The sequence below is a fragment of the Selenomonas sp. ND2010 genome, from assembly GCF_000702005.1.
Classification (GTDB): domain Bacteria; phylum Bacillota; class Negativicutes; order Selenomonadales; family Selenomonadaceae; genus Selenomonas_A.
In genome coordinates, this window is record NZ_JNKI01000011.1 from 53765 (window position 1) to 69513 (window position 15749).

The 15749-nt window shown below is 42.0% G+C and carries 21 protein-coding genes; 18 read left to right on the plus strand and 3 right to left on the minus strand.

Annotated features, from left to right (window positions below; all coding sequences use genetic code 11):
- The first annotated feature begins 5 nt into the window (after nt 1-5).
- From T504_RS0105515 to T504_RS0105575, 14 genes are all read left to right on the plus strand, one after another.
- Nucleotides 6-716, plus strand: a complete 711-nt coding sequence (locus T504_RS0105515; RefSeq protein ID WP_156033476.1) for an endolysin-like domain-containing protein — start codon at nt 6-8, stop codon at nt 714-716.
- A gap of 47 nt (nt 717-763) precedes the next feature.
- The gene (locus T504_RS0105520; protein WP_033170063.1) at nt 764-1384 is read left to right on the plus strand and encodes a toxin-antitoxin system YwqK family antitoxin; all 621 of its coding nucleotides are present in this window, start codon (nt 764-766) and stop codon (nt 1382-1384) included.
- Between the two features lie 299 nt (nt 1385-1683).
- On the plus strand, nt 1684-2067 hold the full coding sequence (locus T504_RS0105525) for a tetratricopeptide repeat protein (protein ID WP_033170064.1): 384 nt from the start codon (nt 1684-1686) through the stop codon (nt 2065-2067).
- Nucleotides 2068-2102: 35 nt separating this feature from the next.
- Nucleotides 2103-2378: a tetratricopeptide repeat protein gene (locus T504_RS0105530; RefSeq protein WP_033170065.1), complete on the plus strand. Its 276-nt coding sequence runs from the start codon at nt 2103-2105 to the stop codon at nt 2376-2378.
- A gap of 22 nt (nt 2379-2400) precedes the next feature.
- Nucleotides 2401-2574 (plus strand): hypothetical protein, encoded by a 174-nt coding sequence (locus T504_RS15095; RefSeq protein WP_369793615.1) that lies wholly within the window; start codon nt 2401-2403, stop codon nt 2572-2574.
- Nucleotides 2544-2834: a tetratricopeptide repeat protein gene (locus T504_RS0105535; RefSeq protein WP_033170066.1), complete on the plus strand. Its 291-nt coding sequence runs from the start codon at nt 2544-2546 to the stop codon at nt 2832-2834. Before T504_RS15095 ends, T504_RS0105535 begins: the two co-directional genes overlap by 31 nt.
- Before the next feature lie 30 nt (nt 2835-2864).
- Nucleotides 2865-3254 carry a hypothetical protein gene (locus T504_RS0105540; protein WP_033170067.1) on the plus strand — a complete coding sequence of 130 codons (390 nt, stop codon included), beginning with the start codon at nt 2865-2867 and terminating at the stop codon, nt 3252-3254.
- A gap of 199 nt (nt 3255-3453) precedes the next feature.
- The gene (locus tag T504_RS0105545; protein WP_033170068.1) at nt 3454-4812 is read left to right on the plus strand and encodes a hypothetical protein; all 1359 of its coding nucleotides are present in this window, start codon (nt 3454-3456) and stop codon (nt 4810-4812) included.
- Nucleotides 4813-4826: 14 nt separating this feature from the next.
- A complete protein-coding gene (locus T504_RS0105550; protein WP_033170069.1) occupies nt 4827-5432 on the plus strand; it encodes a TerD family protein in 606 nt (201 codons plus the stop codon).
- Between the two features lie 10 nt (nt 5433-5442).
- Entirely contained in the window at nt 5443-6123 is a 681-nt protein-coding gene (locus T504_RS0105555) for a TIGR00266 family protein (protein ID WP_033170070.1), read from the plus strand.
- Between the two features lie 57 nt (nt 6124-6180).
- Nucleotides 6181-7212, plus strand: a complete 1032-nt coding sequence (locus T504_RS0105560; protein ID WP_081823388.1) for an HpcH/HpaI aldolase/citrate lyase family protein — start codon at nt 6181-6183, stop codon at nt 7210-7212.
- A complete protein-coding gene (locus tag T504_RS0105565; RefSeq protein ID WP_033170071.1) occupies nt 7166-8302 on the plus strand; it encodes a phosphoribosyltransferase domain-containing protein in 1137 nt (378 codons plus the stop codon). The genes T504_RS0105560 and T504_RS0105565 overlap by 47 nt, the downstream gene beginning before the upstream one ends.
- Complete coding sequence (locus tag T504_RS0105570; RefSeq protein ID WP_033170072.1) at nt 8295-9347, plus strand: cysteine protease StiP family protein; 1053 nt, start codon at nt 8295-8297, stop codon at nt 9345-9347. The genes T504_RS0105565 and T504_RS0105570 overlap by 8 nt, the downstream gene beginning before the upstream one ends.
- On the plus strand, nt 9348-10112 hold the full coding sequence (locus T504_RS0105575) for an HAD family hydrolase (protein ID WP_033170073.1): 765 nt from the start codon (nt 9348-9350) through the stop codon (nt 10110-10112).
- Between the two features lie 116 nt (nt 10113-10228).
- Here T504_RS0105575 and T504_RS0105580 read toward each other — a convergent pair whose 3' ends face one another.
- The gene (locus T504_RS0105580; RefSeq protein ID WP_033170074.1) at nt 10229-11116 is read right to left on the minus strand and encodes a LysR family transcriptional regulator; all 888 of its coding nucleotides are present in this window, start codon (nt 11114-11116) and stop codon (nt 10229-10231) included.
- A 176-nt stretch (nt 11117-11292) separates the two neighbouring features.
- Here T504_RS0105580 and T504_RS0105585 point away from each other — a divergent pair, with 176 nt between their 5' ends.
- The 4 genes from T504_RS0105585 to T504_RS0105600 all read left to right on the plus strand — a co-directional run bounded on the left by T504_RS0105585 (nt 11293) and on the right by T504_RS0105600 (nt 14110).
- Nucleotides 11293-11721, plus strand: a complete 429-nt coding sequence (locus T504_RS0105585) for a nuclear transport factor 2 family protein (protein WP_033170075.1) — start codon at nt 11293-11295, stop codon at nt 11719-11721.
- Between the two features lie 124 nt (nt 11722-11845).
- Nucleotides 11846-12448: a flavodoxin gene (locus tag T504_RS0105590; RefSeq protein ID WP_231473867.1), complete on the plus strand. Its 603-nt coding sequence runs from the start codon at nt 11846-11848 to the stop codon at nt 12446-12448.
- Between the two features lie 17 nt (nt 12449-12465).
- A complete protein-coding gene (locus T504_RS0105595) occupies nt 12466-13293 on the plus strand; it encodes an SDR family oxidoreductase (RefSeq protein ID WP_033170076.1) in 828 nt (275 codons plus the stop codon).
- A gap of 121 nt (nt 13294-13414) precedes the next feature.
- Nucleotides 13415-14110: an MmcQ/YjbR family DNA-binding protein gene (locus T504_RS0105600; RefSeq protein ID WP_051635224.1), complete on the plus strand. Its 696-nt coding sequence runs from the start codon at nt 13415-13417 to the stop codon at nt 14108-14110.
- A gap of 156 nt (nt 14111-14266) precedes the next feature.
- Here T504_RS0105600 and T504_RS0105605 read toward each other — a convergent pair whose 3' ends face one another.
- Together T504_RS0105605 and T504_RS0105610 are read right to left on the minus strand one after the other, a co-directional pair.
- The gene (locus tag T504_RS0105605) at nt 14267-15196 is read right to left on the minus strand and encodes an MBL fold metallo-hydrolase (RefSeq protein ID WP_051635225.1); all 930 of its coding nucleotides are present in this window, start codon (nt 15194-15196) and stop codon (nt 14267-14269) included.
- A 74-nt stretch (nt 15197-15270) separates the two neighbouring features.
- A complete protein-coding gene (locus T504_RS0105610) occupies nt 15271-15696 on the minus strand; it encodes a MarR family winged helix-turn-helix transcriptional regulator (RefSeq protein ID WP_033170077.1) in 426 nt (141 codons plus the stop codon).
- Nucleotides 15697-15749: the final 53 nt, after the last annotated feature.

The window sequence follows — 15749 nt, forward strand, 5'->3', positions numbered from 1 at the left end:
GAGAAATGAAAAAATTAGTTACGTTACTTTTAATTGTATTTTTAGCTTTCGGAGGATATTTTGCATATATGGTGGTTGTAGCTGAGAAAAGAGTATCCTCCGAAAGTGTTTCGTTGGGTAATGAGAATTCTGTAAATTTATATAGTCGAGAGAATACAGTAGAAAAAGAGAATGCTCATAATAGCAAGCAACAAGATATCAAAAAAATAGAAAAATATGTGCAATGGACTATTCGAGTGACAGATAACAATGTATATGGCTATTCGCAAGGTTTTGAAAATGCGACCTATAATCATCCCTATACAGGGTCAAGAGATGGCCCTGATTATGATTGTGCATCTTTGGTCTATCACGTTTTAGATTATGCAGGTTTTCCTATAATTGCAGCATGGAAACAGAATCCGGCATATTATAATTTGTATCAAGGAAAACAAGCTACTGGTGATGCAGATACGATTTGGACGGATCTGCAGAAAGTTGGTGGTTTTGCGAGATACTCATGGGATGAGGTGAAAGACGATTTACAGCGAGGTGATATTTTGTGTAATCCAGAGGTACATGTAGCAGTATATATAGGTGATGGAAAAACGGTAGAAGCAAGAGGTGTAAATAATTCTCGTGGTGGTAGTTGGCGTACAGGCGATCAAGGTGGTGAGATTGACTTTTGTAATGCATATGGACGCAGATGGACGGAAGTTTACCGATATATCGAATAATGATGGATTAGGAGATGAGCTCTGGTTTTAGGAGGCAGGTGAAAAGCATGAAAAAGGTGTTATGTTTGTTACTGATTATGGGGATGCTTTTTACAGTTGGGTGCAAAAAACAGGCGAAAAACATTGCGAAAGATTATCTGTTTAATAAAGCAGTAGATGTTGTGGTGGATAATGCAAATAAAGGGAGTAATACTAATGGAGTCGTAAAAAACTCTCCAGACAGTGCATCTTCCAATACACCAAGTAAATCGGCTAAAGGAAAAGCTGGTGCGGCAGCTGCCGTAGCTGGTGGTGCAGTGATTGCAGCAACGAATGAGCTGGAGGCGCGTGCAAATAATTCAATGCAGAACGAAAGAAGTGCAGAGCAACAATATGGCAATCAAGATGAACCGGATTGGCATTGGATTAAGGATAATAATACAGGTGTATATATTTGGAATCCGGAGCCGGAAGATGGTGAGTATATTGTTTGGAATGGTGATTATGTACAAGTGGGAAAATATCGTTATGCAAATGGTCCTGGCATAGTTACCTGGTATAAAAATGGTAAGGTAATACAAGTGGATAATGGCGCTTTTGAACATGGTAGACATCATGGGAAATTTACTCATAAATTCCCTAGTGGGAAAGTAAAATATAGTAATTGGGATCACGGTAGGGAAATATAAAATAGGAAGTATTAGGGGATATGAGAGTGGAAATGATGGAAAAATAAGATCGAAATATATAAGGAATATTTGTATGGGAGTTATATCTATATCGGCTTTTGGAATGATTAACCCTACCTATACATATGCAGAGAGTATCGTAAATGAACAAAGTGGGATGCATAATGATGCTACAGATAATACGCCGGAACAATTAGAAAAAAGGTAGAGGAAAAATTAGCAAGAAAGATTATAAAAGTGCTATAGAGTATTGCCAAAATATAATTCAAGTAAATCCGAATAATGCCTTTGCGTGGGCGTTGATTGGGCGAGGCTATAATAAGCAAAAAGAATATGATAAAACGATAGATAGTTGCCAAAAAGCTATTGGAAGTGATCCTAAATATATACCTGTTTGGGATGGATTGGGGATTACATATTTATTTGCTAATGAATATGTAAATGCATTGCATTGTTATAAAGATGCAATGAAAATAAATTCGAATAATACAAGGCTTATGACAGGCATGGGGAATGTATATTATAAGATGGAACATTATGATGAGACGATAAAATGCTATAGAAGAATTGTTGAATTGAGTCCTGATGATAAGATTGCATGGAGAAAATTAGGTACTGTGTATGATAAAATCAATAAAATTGATCAAGCTATTAGGTGTTATAAGAATTCGGCAAAGACATAGAATAAGCAAAACTGATTTATGCACTTGCAGGATGGATGCATTTATATAGTAAAGAATATAAGAAGTCAAATAAACTTTTATATAAGGTTCTTGACCTTGAACGTGATAGTGCAGAGATTTGGTCTATGATTGCTTTAAATAATTTAATGCAAAAGAAATATAATAAAGCTGTTGAATGTGCTGAAAAAGCATTAAGCGTTGATCCTAAAAAAGAGCAGCCATTGTTGATTATTGGGGCGGTTAATGCTTCGTTAAATAAATACAACAATTCAATAGCTGATTTTCCAAAAAGCAATATAAATAAATTCTAAAAATGGGACAGCTTGGTATTTAATAGGTGGAGTATATGTAGAATTGAATGAATATGATAAAGCGATTGAATGCTGTGAAAAGAGCTTGAAATTTTCTCAAAAAGAAGCAGCTCCCTTTTTTGTGTTAGCTTCTGCTTATAATGGAAAAAAGACTTTGATAAGGCAATGGAATATAATGAAAAGGCATTTGAATTAGCGGCTAAAAAAGCTTATGTATGGTATACAATGGGAGATACATACAATGGAATGGAGCAGTATGATAAGGCTATAGAGTGTGCTCAGAAAGCTATAGATATTGATTCAGATGAGGGAGAAGCATGGTTGACGCTGGGGAGAGCATACAAAGGTTTGAAGAATTATAATAAGGCTCAAGAGTGTTTTGAGAAAGCAGTTGAATTTGATTCTAAAAAGCAGAAGGCTAGAAAAGAATTAGACGAACTGAAGAAAAAACAGTAGACTGCTAAATGCGTTAAGGAGATGGTAATTGTGTACGCTTACAGAAGAATTATATGTGTTTTGTTTATAAGTATGAGTTTATTGATGCTTTTGGGGTGTTCTAGTGAGCATAAATATGTTGAGTTGGTTAAAAATGGCACAATGCAAATGGAACCGGATATAAAAATTGGACGAGCATTTGATGAGTTTTTTGCTAATCCTCAATGGAAGTATTTTGATTCCACGGATAATCATAAGGTTGTGGAGTTTAATGGTGAGTGTACATGGTGGGGACAAGATGCACACTGCTCAATTCAGTTTATCATAACAAGTGAAACAACTTTTGAATTATGGATTGTCAAAATTAATGATCAGGAAATGAATAAGTTGGAAAGTGCAGCATTACTACATAAGGCATTGACCAATCGTGATGATTGGTAATGCGTGCAGGGGGGATAACAATGGTTAATGAGGTATATGTTCGATATTATCTTATCAGTTGACATCTAAAGATAATATAAATGGCCAAATAAAAACGCAGGCATTTTTGGGAGAAGCTACATTATCTAAAATAGATGGTAGATGGCTTATAAGTAATTTTAATGTAAAGGTGAAATAAATTGTAATTGGGGTGAATGATATGCCTATTGTAGTTGTAATTGCTGTTTTAATTTCGGCGTATCTTCTCTGGGATTATTTGTTCTATTTGATAGGTGTTATACTGGGGTTGGCCTGTATGTTTTTTGGGTATTTAACCTATACATCATATCAAGAGACAAAGATATCACCTGAAAAGTGGGAAGCCGATGAACAGAGAAAGTTAGAAAAAGATGAATCTTATCAAAAAAAGAGTATAGATCAAAAAGCTGGAAAAGGGCTGGTGATTACTTTTTTACTGATAACATTGTTGTGTGGAGGTTTGAGTTATAAGGCAATAGAATATCAGTTGGATGAAAATGCAGTCGTTGAACAAATCGTAGGAGATTATAGCGCTGATAAGATAACTAATGATGCATTGAAGATGATGTCTGACGATGAGTTGAATAAAGTTCAAGAAATAGCAAAGGCGGCACATCCTACATTTTATAATCTGAAAGAAGTAGTATCGGTAATAGGTGGTTTAGCTGCAATTGCAGGTTTCTTATGTGCAATAGCATTAATACCAGCCTTTTTTATGAAAGCTGGTCGTTTGGTGGGGGCAGGATTAGCAATATCTATTTTAATATGTTGCATATGTGGTGCGATAGAGAGTGTATCTGAACCATCAGATGTTGCTTTAATCCGTGCAGAAGTAAGCTCTCGTCAAGATGTAAAAGAAAAAGAAGAAAAGCGTGTTGAAGATGAAAAGAAAAAAGCGGAGGAAGCACAGAAAAAAATAGAAGAAAGAGAACGTAAAATTAACGAAATAGAAGATAAGTATAAGCCATTATATGCTGAAAAATATCAAAAATATATCAACGAAGGAGTGAGTGATGATGATGCGAAAGATAAGGCATTAACAGATGTGGATAATAAGAAAAAGGAAGATAAGAATAAAGAGAATGTAGTAGCGCAGAACAAGGAGGATGATAGGAAAAAAGCTAAAGAGAATGACGAAAAAACAAAACAAGTATCGACAAAGGAACAGACACAAGTGGATGATGATAGTATTTCATCCATAATTGGTGCGTATGCATCTAGTATTGTTGAAGATAATGTGTATATATTTTCACATCATAATCTTGATTGGTATATGATTACTTCAAGTAAGCGTGAAGATAAACATGGCATTATCTTTAAGGATGATGGATATACAATAGCTGTATATGCTGTAGAGAAAGGGACGGGAGAAAAAGGTAAAAAAATGGGAGGAGGAATAGTTAGCTTTTGGGAAACTAGTGATGGTTGGGAGGCTAGAGTGGATGGTATATTTGATCGTACTGGATGGCATAAAGTAAAAGAAGATAAAAATATGGAAATATTATTATCTAAGAGTAAGTATTTACCTAATAGAAATTAAGAGGAGTGTTAAAAATGGCAGTAAATCTTCAAAAAGGGCAGAAAGTAAATCTGAAAAAGGACAATGGTCAGGCATTGGGCAAGGTTATGATTGGTTTGGGTTGGGATCCCATCGAAGCCGATAAGGGAGGCGGCGGTTTCCTGTCATCACTTTTTGGCGGCGGCAGTGCGGATATTGACTGTGACGCTTCGGTTCTGTTATGTCAAGGTGGGAAAGTGCATAGTATTGATGACGTAGTTTATTTTGGCAATCTCAAGCATGGTTCTGGGGCTGTGAAACATATGGGGGACAATCTTACTGGTGAAGGTGATGGGGATGATGAGCAGATTTTTGTTGATCTGAATAGTGTTCCATCACAGTTTGATAAACTGGTATTTGTGGTCAATATCTATAAGGCTGAATCCCGTAAGCAGCATTTTGGCATGATTCGAAATGCTTTTATCCGCATTGTGGATGATAATAACAAAGAATTCTGTCGCTACAATTTGTCTGAAAAATACGAGGGAATGACGGCAATGATTTTTGGCGAAATTTACCGTCATAATGGCGAATGGAAATTCAATGCTATTGGGCAGGCAACAAAAGATGACCTGCAGTCTTTAATTAAGCGTTACAGTTAAGGAGCAGGTAATGAAATATGAAATCTTATATCCGGAGGCATTCCCTGTGGTTAAATGCCAACTGGAACGAGGGGAAAAGATTAAGGCAGAATCGGATGCGATGATTACGATGTCTGTTACTGTTGATGTTGAGGGCAAAATGGATGGCGGAATTTTATCTGGACTAGCCAGAAAGTTCTTAGCAGGAGAAAGTTTCTTTTTCCAAGAGCTGATTGCCTCCCGCGGCCCCGGAGAAGTTTTGCTTGGTCATCCATTGCCCGGCGGAATTTTGGATGTGGAGTTGGATGGTTCTTATGGTCTGGTTGTGCAAAAGGATGGTTATCTTGCCAGTACACAGGGGATTCAGGTCGATACAAAAATGCAGAATCTATCCAAAGGGTTGTTTTCTGGTGAAGGTTTCTTTGTGCTGAATGTAACCGGCAGAGGTACGGTGTTTGTCAGCAGTTACGGTGTTATCCATCCGGTGAATCTTGGTGCTGGAGAGGAAGTTATCATCGACAATGGGCATTTAGTGGCTTGGCCGGACTATATGCAGTATAGTATTGAAAAAGCTTCCAGTGGCTGGATTTCCAGTGTAACTTCTGGTGAGTGTCTGGTATGTCGTTTTCGGGGGCCGGGTGTGGTACTGATTCAAACAAGGAATCCTAGTGGATTTGAAGCTTGGATTCGGTCTATGATTCCGAAAAAGTAAATGTAGTTGCGGGCGATGAGATTTCATCGCCCGTTTGTAAAATGGAGATTTAGTCAAATGATGAATAAGAATACTTTGCAATATATGGTTGGCGGATTATTGTATATGCCTGCTATGCAGGATAATATTGCCGAAAAAATTCAAGGAGACATGATTCCATGTTTGACATCCATAGCCTTGTGTTTGGAGGATGCGATTCAGGATAATGCGGTGGCAGAAGCAGAGGAAAAACTAAGTCAGACTCTCAATAAGCTTCGTTTGTTCTATAAATCAGGGAAAGGGCCGCTGTTATTTGTCCGTGTCCGCAATCCGGAGCATATGGAGCATATTTCCACTTTTTTAGGAGAAGCGGAGGATTTGCTTACGGGATATATTCTGCCGAAGTTTGATGTCAGCAATGGTGATGCTTATGCAGAGGTGATAAAGGAAATTAATGAAGGACGAGAACAGCCGTTGTATGTTATGCCGGTACTCGAAAGCGGGATGATTGCTGACTTGCGTACCCGGGCACAGGCGTTGGGGAAAGTTAAGGAGATAATTGATGGAATAAGAGAATATGTGTTGAATGTGAGGGTGGGAGGCAATGATTTTAGCAATTTATATGGTCTTCGCCGTCCTGTGGACGCCACGGTATATTCAGCAGGTGTAGTTCGTGATATTCTCGTGGATATTCTGAATGTGTTTGCTCGCGATTATGTGGTATCGGGGCCGGTATGGGAATATTTTGAGGATAAGAAAGGCAATGCCTGGTCAGAGGGGTTGAGGCATGAATTGGAATTAGATCGTATCAATGGCTTTATAGGGAAAACGGCGATTCATCCGAGTCAGCTTCCGTATATTTATGAAAGTTTGCGGGTATCTCGTACAGATTACGAGGATGCCAGACAATTGCTGCGTTGGGACGTGGATAAATTAGGTGTGGTAAAAAGTGTGGATGGCAGCCGGATGAATGAAGTTAAGACGCATCGTAAATGGGCAGAGCGGATTAAGATTTTGGGGGATATTTATGGAATCAAAAACGAAGTGCGGGAAAAGTGTGGTTATGGAACAGGAAGAGTACACAGCGGAGCATATATTACGGGTTGCTAAACGCCATAATAACAAAAAGAGAAAATATATTTTGGTAAACCCGTGGCAAGGAAAGCATGTGCCTGTAAGTCCGGTGAGAGCTTTGTCCATGATGAAGGCACTGGGAATTAAGGTGGCTATGCAATATGGTGAGGCAAGATTGGTGATTGGTTTTGCGGAAACGGCAACGGCCATTGGGGCAGTGGTGGCACGGGTTATTCATCCGGATTGTTTGTATGTACAAACAACCAGGGAGAATATGCCGGATTTGGGGGAATGTCTGGATTTTTTGGAAGAACACAGCCATGCGCCTGAACAGAAACTGGCTATCAAAGGGCTGGGGGAGGCCATTGAGCATACGGATACTGTGGTTTTTGTGGATGATGAAATATCAACAGGCAAGACAATTTGCAATATAATCGCTCAGCTGCGGGAAAAGTATCCGGTTTTAAGCGAGAAGAAGCTGGTGGCGGCATCGCTTCTCAATAGGCTTTCCTTAACGGATGAAGAACGGCTGCGGTCTGCAGGTATTGACAGTGCGTATTTATTAAAACTGGCACAAGAGGACTATAGCGGCATGGTGGAAAATTGGCCAATAGAAGAGGTGCAGCCTTTGCGGAGAAATGTAAGTGTGCCTTATGAACGGTGCTTGTTTCAAATGGAAAACAATCCTCGATGTGTGTTGATTATAGGTGAATATTGGCAGGAATGGGAGCGATTAGCACAGACAATATTGTCGCAATTACCCTTGGATTTTCAAACAGATACGCTGGTTTTGGGGACGGAGGAAGCTATGTTGCCGGGACTTTTGCTTGGGCGGGCTTTGGAATCGCGTGGGGGAAAGGTGCATTTTCATGCGACAACAAGAAGCCCTATAAGCATTAGTAAGGTTAAGGATTATCCGGTTCGCAGTGGTTGGGCAGTGCACAGCTTATATGATGAAATGGAGACACGCAGGAATTTTATTTACAATCTTCGTCCCTATGGTCAAGTGATTATTGTATCGGATACTGCGTTGCCTGAACAGGAGCATATCCAAAGTTTGTTGGAAGTGCTGCAGGAAAATGACTGTGGCAGGATTTTTTATATCGGGAGGGGCGAGAATGTTTAGTACTTATCGCAGCGATGACGTCACTATATTATTGAAAGATATTACTGGTATGGTAGAACCGATGGGGACAAGAGAACGGGAAACATTGATTCAAAGCGGCCATCACTATTCGGAAATGCTGCCGATAGAATATGAGCCCTCGGAAAAGTATTTGCGGGCATATTATGATGCTTTGGGGCGTTATGCCAAAATAACAGCAACAGCTGTGGCCGTGGTTGGCGAGAAAATATACAGGGATAAGGGTGATGGTGTGGTTTTGGTATCGCTGGCTCGTGCGGGAACGCCTATTGCCATCTTGATTCGGCATTATTTACAGAAGCGGTATCATATAGATGTGCCGCATTATACTATATCCATTATTAGGGGGCTAGGAATTGATAAAAATGCCATGTCCTATATTTTGACGCATCATAGGGCAGAAAACATTCAATTTGTAGATGGATGGACTGGAAAAGGCGCTATCCAGCGGGAGTTAAACAAGGCTATGGATGATTATCCAGGAGTAAGTGCTGGTTTGGCAGTGCTTTCAGACCCGGCTTATGTAGCAGAAAAATGTGGTACCCATGAAGATTTCCTTATAGCCAGTTCATGTTTGAATTCTACGGTATCTGGTTTACTGAGCAGAACTTTTTTGCGGACGGATATTATTGGCCCGCAGGATTTTCATGGTGCAGTGTTCTATAAGGAACTTATGGCGAAAGACTTGACGTATCAATTCATAGAGGAAATTGAAAAAAATTATCCGTTATCAGTAACCATTACGGATAGTGTGGAGATGATGAAAAAATCAGGATTACAGGAGGTAAATAAGATAGCTGGTGAATTTGGTATCAGGGATATCAATCTGGTAAAGCCGGGGATTGGCGAGGCAACTCGTGTGTTGTTGCGGCGATTGCCGTGGAAATTATTGGTGCATAGCATACATGATGAAGAAAAACTGGGGCATCTATATGAACTTTCTCAGGAGAAAGGAGTGGAGGTTGTAGAGTACCCGCTGCAGAATTATCTTGCATGTGGTCTGATACAATCTTTGGCAGATAATTGAATGAAGAAAAAAATACTTTTTGCCTGTGACTTGGATAATACATTGCTGATTTCCCATAGGCAAAGACGGAATGATGATATGTGTGTAGAGCATGTTCAAGGGAAAGAACAAAGTTTTATGACCGTGAAGGCGATTGATTTATTGCGAAAAATTCAGCAAGAAGTTGATTTTGTACCTGTAACCACGCGTTCTGTTGAGCAATATCAGCGGATCAAATGGCCCGATGGATGCGAACCGGAGTGGGCTGTGACAACTAATGGAGCGGTGCTTTTGCATAACGGTGTGGCAGATGAAAAATGGTCACAATATGTTAAGGTGCTTATTGATAATTGGCTTGGGGATTTACAGATACAGTATGAACAGCAAAAACAATCGGCAAACTATATTCGCTGCAGAATAGTTGATAACAGTTATCTTTTTTTATATTGTGATGAAGAGGCTGATGTGAAGGCAATAGTAGAACATTGTCGCGAACAAACGAATCTGATAGTGGAAGGTGTCGGGCGGAAAATATATTTCTTCCCACCAGGAATGGATAAAGGCTGGGCTTTGATGCAGTTGAAGGAGCATTTAGGGGATAATTATGCTTTTGCTGCAGGGGATAGTTCGATTGATGAATCGATGTTGAAGCTGGCTGATGAAGGTATTGCAGAGTATGGGCTGCATGTGGAGTTAGAAGGTGTGTGTTGGCATCAACCACTAGAAACAGTGTATTCAGAATGGTTATTGAAAAAAGTTTTGGAACGGTTATCAGAAAAAGAATAATGTATTATGGCTTATATATTTTTGCTTTTTCCTGTTGTAGCTTTATGTACACATAGAGTGCAATATTACTTATGAAATGTTATAAAATGTAAACAATTGCCTAATATGTTATGCTGTTAGAATTTGAACCCTAGCTGATCACGGTAGAAGTGCTGCAAAAGCTCAATAAAGGCGTGCAGGGATGGGCGCTTGTCGTTTTTATGGGTGTAAACCCCACAGGGAATGACAACATCGCTGTCAAAGTCAAGCCAGGCAAATTCGCCGTTATGGTCATTTAAGAAACCAGGTGCCAGACATACGCCTTTGTGGGCAGCCACGTTGGTCAGGGTGTTGTCATGGTCGGGGCTGTTGAAATAATCCACATGGATTTCGCTGATTATGCGCTGCTGCAGGGCACGCAGCATGGGCGGGGAGCCGCCGCCTACCATAAGTGTACGACCTTTTAAGTCGCTGGGCGTAACCAGCGGCTTTTTTGTCAGTGCATCATTTTTCTCGGTAATCAGGTAGATGTGACTGTCAAAAAGATGGTGACAGGTCACATCCGGTACGCGCTTCATCGTGTATTCCATGGCAAAGGTCACGTCCTGTTCGCCTTGCAGGAAGGATTCCTGTCCGTGCTGCCAGTCAAAACTGGGAATGACATTGACCGTAGGAAAACTGCGGCTGAATTGTGCAATGACCTGTGGCAGAAAGTAGATAGCGGAACGAATCGGCAGCGTTATGCGGATGCTTTCGGCATATTTGGCACTGAAATTCTGCCCCTGCTCAATGGCCTCCTTCAGTTGTCCGTAAAGTGTGCGCAAGGTGCCGACAAATTGTGCGCCTGCCGGTGTGAGCATAGCCCCTTTGCCGGAGCGTTCAAAGAGGGCAAAACCAATCTCGTTTTCCACAGCCTTTATCTGATAGGTCAGTGTGGGCTGCGAGATAAAGAGATTTTCGGCTGCGCGGTTGAAATTCAGCACCTGTGCCAGTTCCAGGATATATTCCATCTGCTTGGTGTTCATGCATGCGTCCTCCTTTGTTCTTTACTTGCAGTATAGCGGCTGGTCTTTGAAAATGCAACGCTTTTAATAGAGAAATTAAATTGATAATCTAAACTTATGATTGGATATTCTGATATAACATCGCTATAATGAAATCAACAAAAGGAAATGCAGATACGCTGAAAGGGGAATGTTAAATGTCACTGGAGATTTTAGAAGCAAAAGAAGCGATTCGCGAGGTTATTGACGGTTTTGCCAATCTGGAGTGCAATGTGCCGGCGCAGATGATTTATTTTACCGAAGATGTTCATGTCATGGTCTATATGGGCGATAAGCTCACGATGAATATTCATGGACGGGATACGCTGGAAAAACAGTTCAGCGCCTTCACGGGCGGCATCAAAGCATCGCATCATCAAAATGGCCAGCAGGTCATTACGTTAGATGGCGATACGGCCACAGACGTGCATTACTGCCGGGCGGCCCTCGTGATGGAGGAAAACGGGCATGATGTGGTGTCGGACAACTACATCCGCTATACGGATAAACTCGTGAAACAGGATGGCAAGTGGCTCATCAAAGAGCGTGAGCAGCATTTTGTCATTACGAAGAAACAAGCACTGTGATTTATCGTAAATAACTTATGGCCGCGAAAGGCTCGCTTAAAAAGCCGCGTGAGGCAATAAGCTATTATACAGACGGTACTGGTGCTTTGTCACGAGTACCGTCCTTTTTATGGAGGAAAAATTTATGCCTATAAATGTATTTGAAGAAATGCGCAAGGGCGCAGCATATGATATCCGGCAGGAAGATTATGTGGAGCAGGTGCATAGTGAACTCAACCGCTGTGCCAGTCTGTGTCAGGAAATCAATGCTACCGATGTAAACGACAGTATTGTGGATTTACCCAAAGGTAATACAGAGATTGTGGCTGAGTTTATCCAAAAGGCGGTAGGCGCGGATTTATTCGAGGTAGAAACGGAAAAGTCCTATGCGATTGACTATACGCAGTGTACGATTGAGGCCAAAGAAGAATTGCGCAACAATGACCGCCCGGAACTGGTGAAAATGCTGGACTCGGTGGCAGAATATGACAATATTGTTGTGGCCGGCCCGTGCTGGTGGGGAACTTATCCTGTGGCAGTATTCACTCAGCTGGAAGCACTGGATTTCAGCGGTAAAAAGGTTTTCCCTGTGATGACGCATGAGGGCAGTGGCATTGCTGGTGCTCCGGCGGCCTTGAAGAAGTACTGCCATGGGGCTGTGGTCGGAGAAGGATTGGCTATACAGGGGGGAGCCGCCACAGGCTCTGAAGCAAAAGTGGCTGCCTGGGCAAAGAAAAATCTTGCATAAGAAGGGGGGCAGAGAAAATGAGTAAAGAGGTTATGATTGTCACCGGTGCCGGGCAGATTTCGATGGCTATTGCTCGCCGCATGGGCTATGGCAAGAAGATTATTCTTGGGGATAAAGACGAAAACAATGCACAGGCGGTTGCTGAAATCATGAATCAGGCAGGCTTTGATGTGGAGCCGTTTGTGATGGATATGTCTTCGCGGAATTCCATTCAGGCTATGGTGCAAAAAGCAACGGAATATGGTGAAGTGAAGTATTTGATTTGCGGAGCAGGTGTTTCGCCGTCACAGGCACCGATTGAAGTGATCTTGCAGGTTGACCTCTATGGGACGGCAGTATTGATGGAAGAAGTCGGTAAAGTTATCGCTGAGGGCGGCGCAGGTGTAATTATCTCCAGTCAGTCCGGTCATCGCCTGCCGGCGCTCACGCCGGAGCAGGACAGGGCGCTGGCGATGACGCCGACAGAGGAACTGTTGAAACTTGACTTTTTACAGCCGAAAAAGATAAAGGATACTTTGCATGCCTATCAGCTGGCCAAACGCTGTAATGAAAAGCGCACGATGTATGAAGCTGTCCGCTGGGGCGAACGTGGTGCAAGGATAAATGATATTGCGCCCGGAATTATCGTTACCCCTTTGGCGATTGATGAGTTCAATGGTCCGCGTGGTGATTTTTACAAGAATATGTTTGCCCAATGCCCGGCAGGCCGCCCAGGCACTGCTGATGAAGTAGCTGATGTAGCAGAGCTTTTGATGAGCGAACGGGCGCAGTTTATCACGGGTTCCACATTTTTGGTAGATGGAGGGGCAACAGCTTCTTATTACTATGGGCCATTACAGCCATAAAAATTGAGTAGAAAAAAGTCTCTATAATTTGATATCTTATCGAATCAAAAGGTCTTCTATGATAAACTATTAACAAGTCATAGAAGACCTTTTATTATGTCAAGCGAGAAGGTAGGAGTTAATGCAGAAGACAGATGTATGGCATGAGCTGGCGGCCGGGGAAATGCCAAAACTGCTGGCAGATAAACTGGAGCCTTTTGGCTTTCGCCGTGATGGAGATGCATATTTCTACGCAGAGGATTTGCTGGCAGGCAGTTTTAGGCTGCATGTAAAGGTCAGCATAGATGGTGTTGTGTCAACTTTGCTGATGGACGTGGAGTCAGAGGAGCCTTATGTGCTGCATCTGGTGGAAAATGCACAGGGAGCTTTTGTAGGAGAAGTACGGGCTGCCTATCAGGCTGTCCTTGACCGCATTGGTGCATTCTGTGGTGAACATGGCAGCTTTCATGGGCGGTATGTAGAGGAACTTTTACAATATGTGCAGAATACCTATGGCGATGAACTCGAATATCCGTGGAAGGACTTGGATGCGGCGGTTATTCGTTCCCATTTGTCGCAGAAATGGTATGCGGTTTTTATGAAGGTGCATCCCAGCAAAATCGGCATTGGCGGCAGCCAGCCTATCCGTATCATGGATTTGCATGGCACGGCAGAACAGGTGGCCGCCTTAGTAGATGGGAAAAAGTATTTTCCGGGTTGGCATATGAATCGTAAATACTGGTATACCATATGTCTGGATGGCAGTATACCGATGCCGGAGCTTAAACAAAGAATCGACGAAAGCTTTGTATTGGCACAGCCAAAGAAACGGCGATAATAGGGAGGCAAAATAGATGGAAGCGTAATGTACACTTTAGGTAGACTAGCCATTCGCAAGAAATATCGCGGCAAATCATCAAAAAGTCGCAGATGATAATTCCCCATCCTGCATGAATTTTTGCAGGATGGGGAATTATTGGCTTGAAAGGGTGTTTTACGGTTGGTATTTTTTTATGGCCTCTTGTGCCATTTTTCGGAAGACATCTTCATACTTACGGTATTTTTCCTGACCGATAACAAAGGGATGGGGCTGGCCAGGGCGGCGGTGTTTGAGTTTTTCCAAACGGGGAAAGGTATCGTCTACCCAGCCATGAGCGCTCATTTCTACATCAACCTGGAAATCAGCGGTGTATTTTGCGAAGTAGTTTACTGCGCTTAGATAGAGGTAATTCATTTCCAGATTGGCTGGTGTGCCGGTGCCGCCCCAAATGGCCACATGATGTTTTTCGCCATGGTCAGTGACTGGGACAATCATGGATAGGCAGCCCGGGGTATGACCAGGGGTGAGTACGAGAAAAATATTTGTGTCGCCTAAGGTTATGATTTGACGGTCATTCAGCTCGATGTCAATATGGGGACGTACGCCGGAAAAAGCGTTTTTGGTGGGAATTACCGAATACCAGTTGCTGTCAATGATATTAATGCCGATTTTTGCCTGCGGCGCATATTTATTCTTGAAGAACTGGGCACCACCATAGTGGTCGCTGTGGCCGTGGGTAAGGAGAATATAGCGGGTGTCTGCAGGGGATAAGCCTAGCTTTTTCATGCTGGCGGCGGCATAGTCTGCATCTTGTTCATCCCAGCCGGAGTCAATCATGATAAGACCTTCACTAGTGCGCACAACAAATTGAGCTACGGAGATGGAGCCAATGTAGAAAAGGTTGTCAAAGACTTGCGCGGGTTCGATGGGCGTGCGGTCAAATAAATAGTGCATGGCTGTTTCACCGGTAGCTTCCTCCGGCGAATGGGGATATTCTGTGGATGCAGCGAATGCCTGTGGGTCACCCAATAACAAGCCGGCGGTTAGAGCCAGACTGCCTTTGAGAAAGTTTTTTCTGGAAATAGGTGAATAGAAATTCATCATTAGATGCCTCCTGATATTAGTATGTTAACATACTAATACAATAGTACGTTGACATACTATTGTCAAGAAAAAAATCACAGCTTAGCCGTGATTTTTTCTTCCAGTCTAGTGAGGGTTTTTGTAAAGCTGGTTAATTCCTCGTCTGTAAGCCCGGATTCGGTTTCCCGCATAAAGTCATAGTCAAGTTTTGCCAGTTCCTTGGTGAGAAAGATACCAGCGGGGGTGGCTTGCAGCTTATAGAACCGTTTATCGCTGTCATCTTTTTGACGGGTCAATAATTCTTTTTTTATCAGTCTGTCCACCAAAGCTTTGGTGCTGTTTTTGTCTTTTTCCAAGCGCGCAGCTAATTCTTGTTGAGAAAGGTTTTTCTCCTTGCTAACAATTTGCAGCACCACCCATTGTTCTGGGGTGATGTCATAATCGGCTAATACTTTTGTCATGAACTGATGAATCTTGCGAGCTGTACGGCAAATGATATAGCCTGTGGTTTCTTGTAGCATAACATTCTCCTCATTACATAACTGAAACCATTATAGCATATTTTGAGCAGTCA

What these genes read in the sequence shown, in the direction of transcription:
- T504_RS0105555 (WP_033170070.1), top strand. Translation starts at nt 5,443, where the DNA reads ATGAAATATGAAATCTTATATCCGGAGGCATTCCCTGTGGTTAAATGC.
- T504_RS0105605 (WP_051635225.1), bottom strand. Translation starts at nt 15,196, where the DNA reads ATGATGAATTTCTATTCACCTATTTCCAGAAAAAACTTTCTCAAAGGC.
- T504_RS0105590 (WP_231473867.1), top strand. Translation starts at nt 11,846, where the DNA reads ATGCCTATAAATGTATTTGAAGAAATGCGCAAGGGCGCAGCATATGAT.
- T504_RS0105530 (WP_033170065.1), top strand. Translation starts at nt 2,103, where the DNA reads ATGCATTTATATAGTAAAGAATATAAGAAGTCAAATAAACTTTTATAT.
- T504_RS0105600 (WP_051635224.1), top strand. Translation starts at nt 13,415, where the DNA reads ATGCAGAAGACAGATGTATGGCATGAGCTGGCGGCCGGGGAAATGCCA.
- T504_RS0105560 (WP_081823388.1), top strand. Translation starts at nt 6,181, where the DNA reads ATGATGAATAAGAATACTTTGCAATATATGGTTGGCGGATTATTGTAT.
- T504_RS0105575 (WP_033170073.1), top strand. Translation starts at nt 9,348, where the DNA reads ATGAAGAAAAAAATACTTTTTGCCTGTGACTTGGATAATACATTGCTG.
- T504_RS0105570 (WP_033170072.1), top strand. Translation starts at nt 8,295, where the DNA reads ATGTTTAGTACTTATCGCAGCGATGACGTCACTATATTATTGAAAGAT.
- T504_RS0105595 (WP_033170076.1), top strand. Translation starts at nt 12,466, where the DNA reads ATGAGTAAAGAGGTTATGATTGTCACCGGTGCCGGGCAGATTTCGATG.
- T504_RS0105565 (WP_033170071.1), top strand. Translation starts at nt 7,166, where the DNA reads ATGGAACAGGAAGAGTACACAGCGGAGCATATATTACGGGTTGCTAAA.
- T504_RS0105535 (WP_033170066.1), top strand. Translation starts at nt 2,544, where the DNA reads ATGGAATATAATGAAAAGGCATTTGAATTAGCGGCTAAAAAAGCTTAT.
- T504_RS0105580 (WP_033170074.1), bottom strand. Translation starts at nt 11,116, where the DNA reads ATGAACACCAAGCAGATGGAATATATCCTGGAACTGGCACAGGTGCTG.
- T504_RS0105515 (WP_156033476.1), top strand. Translation starts at nt 6, where the DNA reads ATGAAAAAATTAGTTACGTTACTTTTAATTGTATTTTTAGCTTTCGGA.
- T504_RS0105520 (WP_033170063.1), top strand. Translation starts at nt 764, where the DNA reads ATGAAAAAGGTGTTATGTTTGTTACTGATTATGGGGATGCTTTTTACA.
- T504_RS0105550 (WP_033170069.1), top strand. Translation starts at nt 4,827, where the DNA reads ATGGCAGTAAATCTTCAAAAAGGGCAGAAAGTAAATCTGAAAAAGGAC.
- T504_RS0105610 (WP_033170077.1), bottom strand. Translation starts at nt 15,696, where the DNA reads ATGCTACAAGAAACCACAGGCTATATCATTTGCCGTACAGCTCGCAAG.
- T504_RS0105545 (WP_033170068.1), top strand. Translation starts at nt 3,454, where the DNA reads ATGCCTATTGTAGTTGTAATTGCTGTTTTAATTTCGGCGTATCTTCTC.
- T504_RS0105585 (WP_033170075.1), top strand. Translation starts at nt 11,293, where the DNA reads ATGTCACTGGAGATTTTAGAAGCAAAAGAAGCGATTCGCGAGGTTATT.